At 40.0% G+C, this 7,271-nt stretch carries 5 protein-coding genes; 4 read left to right on the top strand and 1 reads right to left on the bottom strand.

Features of this window, described 5'->3' with window-relative positions; all coding sequences use genetic code 11:
- Positions 1 to 131: 131 nt before the first annotated feature.
- Positions 132 to 2,087, bottom strand: a complete 1,956-nt coding sequence (locus tag CHX27_RS05245) for an LTA synthase family protein (RefSeq protein ID WP_094485710.1) — start codon at positions 2,085 to 2,087, stop codon at positions 132 to 134.
- 111 nt (positions 2,088 to 2,198) lie between these two features.
- Between CHX27_RS05245 and CHX27_RS05240 the strand changes: the two genes are divergently transcribed.
- From CHX27_RS05240 to CHX27_RS05225, 4 genes are all read left to right on the top strand, one after another.
- A complete protein-coding gene (locus CHX27_RS05240; RefSeq protein ID WP_094485709.1) occupies positions 2,199 to 3,974 on the top strand; it encodes an AMP-dependent synthetase/ligase in 1,776 nt (591 codons plus the stop codon).
- 727 nt (positions 3,975 to 4,701) lie between these two features.
- The gene (locus CHX27_RS05235; protein WP_094485708.1) at positions 4,702 to 4,944 is read left to right on the top strand and encodes a helix-turn-helix domain-containing protein; all 243 of its coding nucleotides are present in this window, start codon (positions 4,702 to 4,704) and stop codon (positions 4,942 to 4,944) included.
- On the top strand, positions 4,925 to 5,842 hold the full coding sequence (locus CHX27_RS05230) for a hypothetical protein (RefSeq protein ID WP_094485707.1): 918 nt from the start codon (positions 4,925 to 4,927) through the stop codon (positions 5,840 to 5,842). Before CHX27_RS05235 ends, CHX27_RS05230 begins: the two co-directional genes overlap by 20 nt.
- A gap of 52 nt (positions 5,843 to 5,894) precedes the next feature.
- The gene (locus tag CHX27_RS05225; protein ID WP_094485706.1) at positions 5,895 to 7,250 is read left to right on the top strand and encodes a DNA cytosine methyltransferase; all 1,356 of its coding nucleotides are present in this window, start codon (positions 5,895 to 5,897) and stop codon (positions 7,248 to 7,250) included.
- Positions 7,251 to 7,271: the final 21 nt, after the last annotated feature.

The raw sequence follows: 7,271 nt of genomic DNA, 5'->3' as shown, positions 1-7,271 counted from the left end.
CGCGACGGCGCTACTTTGATACGCTCAACGATTGTTTTGCGGAGCAGTTACGAACTGTGGAATAAAGGACGTTGGCGCCGGCACACCCAAAAAATCAAAAAACTCAGGTAAAAACTGATTTTGAATTGGCGTTAATTCATAGAGTTTTGCCCAATTCCTCCCAATTTTCGATCCATAATACGCTGCATGTAATCTTGAATCAAGGCTTTGCAACGGCGCTCGATCTGGTTCATGGTAGCGTTTCGCTGGGCAATCAGGTTTTGGGTTAAACCACGGTCGGTATCTTTATAAAAACCTACCGCTTTTCGTCCGTCGAAAATACAAATGTAGCCGTCGGCAAACAGCATGTAGTTGTTGCTGCTGTAACGAATAACGAAAGGCGAAATCTCGTTATCGCTCAACAAACTGCGTCCCCAGCTGCGAAACGGCTTGTCGTATCCAATTAAATCCAGCAGCGTCGGATAAATATCAATTTGCTGCGCCCACCGATTGTCGGCACCTTTCAAATTGTACTTTGGCGCGTAAAACAGCAGCGCTACTGCATTTTTGTTTGCTTCCTTTTTGTATTCGTCGTAAAAAATGGTGTTTCCGTGATCGCCAACCAAAACAAAAATAGTGTTCTCAAACCACGCTTGCTTTTTGGCTTGAGCGAAGAATTGCTTCAAGGCATAATCGGTGTATCCCATACATTGATGCATTTTAACGTTGCCTTTCGGAAATTTCCCTTCATATTTTTCCGGAACTTTATACGGTTCGTGCGAGGAAACCGAAAACAAAGTCGTAAAAAATGGCTGTTTAAATTGGCTTATGGTTTTATTGAAATACTGGAAAAACGGTTCGTCCCAAATTCCCCAAACACCATCGAAATCGGCGTCGTTATTGTATTCGTTCTTTCCGTAATAGGCATCGAAACCCAAAATATTTCCGTAGCCCAGAAATCCCATAGAACCGTTTGGAGCGCCGTGAAAAAACGATGTGTTGTAACCGAGCGATTCCAAAACCGAGACTAGCGACTCAGTGGGCTGTTTCGGATAAGGCGAAGATGTAAACGCATCTTTAAACGACGGAATTCCCGCCAAAACCGACGACATGGCGTGAATACTCTTATAACCGTTCGCGTACGCATTCGTGTAAATGCGACTGTGCTGCGCGAGCGAATCTACAAAAGGCGTGTAACTTATGTGATTTTTGATGCCCATTTCTTTGTTGAAAGATCCAAAATACTCTTTTCCGTTACTTTCTAAAATTAGGATCACGATATTCGGACGCGTTTTGGGATTGTTGCGGTACTGCTTGTACGGCTTTACCAACGAGTCGATTTCACCTTCCGAAACAAAGTTTACCTTTTTAAAATTGTTGCTAAACAAGGTTCTAAAAACAGAAAATGGCGTATTGAGCACGATATCGGCCTGCGAGGAAACTCGAACGTACCGATTGGCATCAACCAAATTTATGGGTCGCGTACTTTTCTTGAAATCGCCGCGAATACCTCCTATGGCTAAGGTAACAATTACAAGCATTGCCAACAGGGAAAAAACGAAGTACGCAAGGGTAAAACGCAGCTTATCGAACTGCGGACGAAATAAACTGTAAGCTTTGATCCAAGCCAGCAAAAGCACGATAAACAATAAAAATACGTGCCAATAGTTCAAAGCAAAATTGGCAAAAAGCAATAATTTATTGGATTCATGCGCAATAGAATCGGTTATGGCGCTTGTTGAACGTCCGAAATTGAAGCGATAATAGATCAAATCAATGCAATTCAAGGCCAAACCCACTCCGTTTGTGACAAAATAGAGGACTTTTAGCGCCTTTTGAAATGTTAAAGTTCTTGTTTGCGGCAACGGCAAAATAGCCAACACAATAAATAATCCGTTTAAGTATAAAATTGCTGTAGTATCGAAAGCTAAACCGTGATATGCCAGATGGAAATATTCGGAAATACCGTTAACTTCAATTAAATCAGCATTATATATATAAAAGAATAGTCGGCACACTTGGTACATGACAAAAGCCAATCCGATTCGATAAAACAAAACTGCGTATTCATCGCCTCGAAAACGACTCCAATTTTTATTTTTCCACATTGTTAAAAAATCTGCTGCAAAACTAATTCAATTGAAATTTAAGCCTATATTTTTTTAGCAATATTGCGAAAAAGTATTTTAATAGTTAATTTGCCGCATAAAGCACAAAACATGACGTCGATTACACGTTTATTTGATTTCCCCTACCACCAACTCGAAAAATTACCTATTTCAGACGCACTAGTGTCTAAGAAAAACGGTAAGTGGATAAAAACCAGCACTCAGGAATACGTGGATTTAGCCAATCAGGCGTCACGTGCCCTACTCGCTTTAGGTGTAAAGCCCAACGATAAAATAGCCGTGATAAGTTCAACGAATCGAACAGAGTGGCATATTTTAGATATAGGTGTTTTGCAAATCGCTGCGCAAAACGTTCCGGTGTATCCAACGATTGGCGAGGAAGACTACGAATACATTCTAAACCACAGCGAAGCGACGCATTGCTTTGTTTCGGATCAGGTAGTCTACGACAAACTGATGAAAGTGCGCTCGCAAATTCCGAATTTAAAAGAGATTTACAGCTTCGATACCATTTCGGGCTGCCATACTTGGGAACAATTTTTGGCTTTAGGCGACAGCACTGAGCTACAGGCGGAAGTAGAAATTCGCAAAAACTCGGTAAAAACCGACGATCTTGCTACAATCATTTACACGTCAGGAACAACCGGAAAACCAAAAGGTGTGATGCTTTCGCACCGAAACATTGCCTCGAACGTACTCGATTCTGAAAAACGTATTCCGTTCGCGGCCGGTAAATCGCGCGCACTCTCGTTTTTGCCCATTTGCCACATTTACGAGCGTATGGTGGTGTATATCTACCAATATTACAGCGTGAGTATTTATTTTGCAGAATCAATCGAGCAACTAAGCGCCAATTTAAAAGAAGTGCAACCAACGGTAATGACCGCGGTACCGCGCCTGATCGAAAAAGTGTACGACTCGATTTACGCCAAAGGTTCGGAACTCAGTGGCATCAAGAAAAAACTCTTCTTTTGGGCAATCAATTTGGGCTTGCGTTACGAACCGTACGGAAAAAACGGCGCCTGGTACGAGTTTCAATTAAGCATTGCCCGCAAACTGATTTTCAGTAAATGGAAGGCAGGTTTAGGCGGCAATTTAGAACTGATTGTCTCGGGAAGTGCAGCCTTGCAACCGCGTTTAGCACGTGTTTTTGCCGCTGCGCAAATACCCGTTATGGAAGGCTATGGCTTATCGGAAACCTCGCCCGTAATTGCTGTAAACGACCAACGTAACGGCGGTTTTAGAATTGGAACGGTCGGGCGCGTCATCGATAACGTGGAGGTTAAAATTGCGAAAGATGGCGAAATTTTGTGCAAGGGTCCTAACATCATGCTCGGCTACTATAAAGATCCGGAAAAGACGGCGGAGGTTTTGAAAGACGGCTATTTCCACACGGGCGATATCGGAATGATTGATGCCGATGGCTTCCTGAAAATAACCGATCGTAAGAAGGAGATGTTTAAAACCAGTGGCGGAAAATATATTGCGCCGCAATTGTTGGAAAACGCCATGAAACAGTCGCGTTTCATCGAAAACATTATGGTAATTGGCGACGGCGAGAAAATGCCCGCAGCTTTTGTACAACCCAATTTTGTTTTCGTCCGCGAATGGGCAAAAATGCACCAGATCGAACTCTCCGACGATAATAAGGAACTCATTAAAAACGAGAAAGTTATTGCCCGCATCGACCAGGAAATCGAAGGTATCAACGAGCGTTTTGGTAATTGGGAAAAAATCAAACGTTTTGAGCTCACGCCAGAAGTGTGGAGCATCGACGGCGGACACTTAACGCCCACAATGAAACTCAAAAGAAAAGCGGTGCTAGAACTCTACCGCGATTTATACGACAAAATCTACCGTTCGTAAGAACAAGAAAGCAGCCAAATAAAGAGCTGCTTTTTTAAAACCTGAGTTCGTTTTAAAAATTGCAGTCAGAAAATAGATAAGTGGTTGATTACAAGGCGGATTTGTTTTGGGATACTGTAGTACCGCAAAAAAATCTAACGAAGTAAGCAGCCGTTTATCTGTTTAGCATGCGAATTGTGATTTTTCTTTGTTTTTTGACTTCACATTTTGTTGATTTCAAGCGATCTGACAAAGATTTTTAATCGAACTCAGGTTTAATGACTACTAGTAGCTAATCCGGCTGTTCGCTGTAGTCCGCAAAAAATACGGTTTGTGCAATCGGCAGGCATCGGGCTGCTGGGGTCGCCCACACCCACCGTTTCACAATACCGTGTTTTTCTTACGGGCTGCCGCTGCCATCCGGGCTAAGAAATACGTTACTAACGTTTGGTGGAAATAACGTATATTCGTATAGGGCAAAAGGAGAAACAAATGACCAATTTAATAGATTAAAAATACGCAGAAATTTATTGCCGCAATTGTCTATTATTAAATAACTTAAGCTTGTTTTTGAAAATTGATAAAATGCGGGAATTTTGCCAATTGTAAAGTTATATGCAAGCGTAAAAGACGACACCGTAAAAACAGAATGCTAGAAAAATACAAAGCTGACAATCCCAAAATGCTAATTATAGTCTGTGGTACACGTTGTATACTAAAGGTAGCTTTGTGCAGACTTTAGTTAGCAATGATTTCAGAACATGACATACTAAACTTATTTGGAGAAAACGTTAGAAAATACAGGCGACTTCTCAATATTTCCCAAGAAGAATTAGCACATCGTGCCGACCTTCACAGGACATACATAGGTATGATTGAACGAGCTGAAAAAAACATCACGCTTGTAAATATGCAGAAGATTGCTAACGCTTTAGAAGTCAATATTGAAGACTTAATCAAAGCTAGCAATCATGGCAAAAAAGCAAATTAAACCCTACATCACAATTGACAGCGAGTATTTCATTCCTGAAAAAACAAGCGATGTTTTTATGGAAGTGGAATTTGAGTATCAAGTAAAAAAATGGCAAGGTGCATTGCCAAAATTCCTCGAAAAACAAGGCTTAGACCTTACAGACGAAGAGTTTGATAGTTTGCTTGAAGAAAACTATGAGTTACTTCATCCCGACAACCGCGAAGCATGGATTTTAGAAAGTGATGCTAAATGGGCAGACAAAACTTCTGCTACATACAAAGTTTTGGCAGCATTATATTCCGGTGATTGGGAATGTCGTGTTTGCGGACCTGTTCCACAAGTTAATCCACAACCAGCAGCGCGTTTAAGAGATTTGAAAAAACGAGGCTATATCATAGGTTCTAGAAGAAGAAGTTGTGGGACTTGCGGACAAAAAACTATGCACGATATTTTGGTAATGCTTCCTTCTATTGAAGCACGCTTTGAACACGGTAATGAATTAAGAAAACCAATGTCGGAAGTTTTAAAGAAAAGAATTAAGAGTGTTTTAGGCTACCGTGAAGTTTGCTTTAATGTTGTACGAAGTGAAGTTGAATTGCTCGTTGACCATAAATTTCCTTCTCAAAGATGGAATGAACCAGAAAGCGATAATCCTAATGATATGTCTGTTGCTGACATAATAAAGAAGTTTCAACTTCTTTCCAATCAGACAAATATGTGGAAATCTCGCTACTGCGATACTTGCTTTAAAACGGGCAAGCGTGGAGATTATATGGGATTGAAATGGTATTATCAAGGAGATGAAAATTGGGCAGGGCAAACGGCATTTGATGAAAATGGTTGTGTTGGTTGTCCTGGGTACGACCTTGAATTATGGAAAGCTAAATTTCTAGAAGCAGGTGAAAAAAAGGCTTAATCAACTTGCATACTATAGTATTCTTTTGTAGCTTTGAAGCAAATAAATTTGGATGAGAGAAAATGTAACATTTGGTAGTGTGTGTTCGGGAATTGAAGCCGCACAATTGGCGTTCAATCCATTTGGACTAAAACAATTATGGAGTTCAGAAATTGCTGAGTTTCCAAGTAAGGTTTTAGACTTTCATTATCCACATATTCCAAATGTTGGTAACATGACTGAATTGCCTAGTTTTATACTGGACAAAAAGTATTCTGCACCTGATGTATTTTGTGGCGGTACTCCTTGCCAGGCTTTTTCACTAGCAGGTTGGAAAAACGGACTATCAGATGAACGTGGACAGCTTACAATGACATTTATTGAAATTGCGAATGCAATTGATAAAATCAGAGAAACTGAAAACAAAAAACCTGCAATTGTACTTTGGGAAAATGTTGAAGGTGTTATAAATGACAAAACAAATGCATTTGGCAACTTCATTGCAGGTTTAGCAGGTTATGACGAAGAATTGAAAATTAGTAAATGGTCTAAATCGGGTTTTGTACTTGGAAAAACTAGAAATGTTGCTTGGCGTGTAATAGATGCAAAGTACTTTGGACTTCCTCAACAACGTAAACGCCTTTACGTTATGGCAGGCGGAAAGGATTTCAGACCTGACCAATTGTTATTTGAGTTTGACAATAAGAATGTTGAACTCCTTTTCAAAAACAATTCATCAAAACGAAAAAACGGCTCACCAACACTTTTTGGTGACGACATTGAATTATCAGAAAACGAAGAACAAATAATTTTTAAAGACAATACAAAATTTGAGTTTTTTAGAAAATATACAGACTGTCTTTACTCTGCATACGGTACAAAATGGAATGGTAACGCAGCAGCTTACAATGGCTCTCTATACGTTGCACAAAACGACAGAATAAGACGATTTACGCCACTAGAATGTGAAAGGCTTATGGGTTTCCCTGACAATTACACTCTTGTAAACGGAAATAGCGATACAAATAGGTATCAGGCTGTTGGTAATTCTTGGGCTGTTCCTGTGGTAAAATGGATTGGTCAACAAATAGCTAATTATTTTGCAGACGGACACAACGAAAATATAGAATGGGTAAAATATGTGCGTGAACATAAAAACAACTTACACACAAAATTATTTTTACTTGACGGTATACACGCTTTGAGCAATGGACAGTATTTGAATGCTTCGGCATTTCCAAATAACCCAATAGAAGGTAATCTTGCGGACATTGTTCAAACAGACGAAGTGCCTGAAAAATTCTATTTAAGTCCTCAAGCATGTAAAGGAATACTCAGACGAAAATTTGAGAGAGACATTAAGATGAATTCGGAACTCCAAAGATTGATGACAATAATTAGTGAAGAACTGAAATACCAAGACGCATGAAAAGAACGCTAGCATGTAACA

This window comes from Flavobacterium aurantiibacter, from assembly GCF_002251775.1.
Lineage (GTDB): Bacteria > Bacteroidota > Bacteroidia > Flavobacteriales > Flavobacteriaceae > Flavobacterium > Flavobacterium aurantiibacter.
Note: the sequence above shows the minus strand (reverse complement) of the source record. Positions and strands in the feature narration are given on the sequence as shown.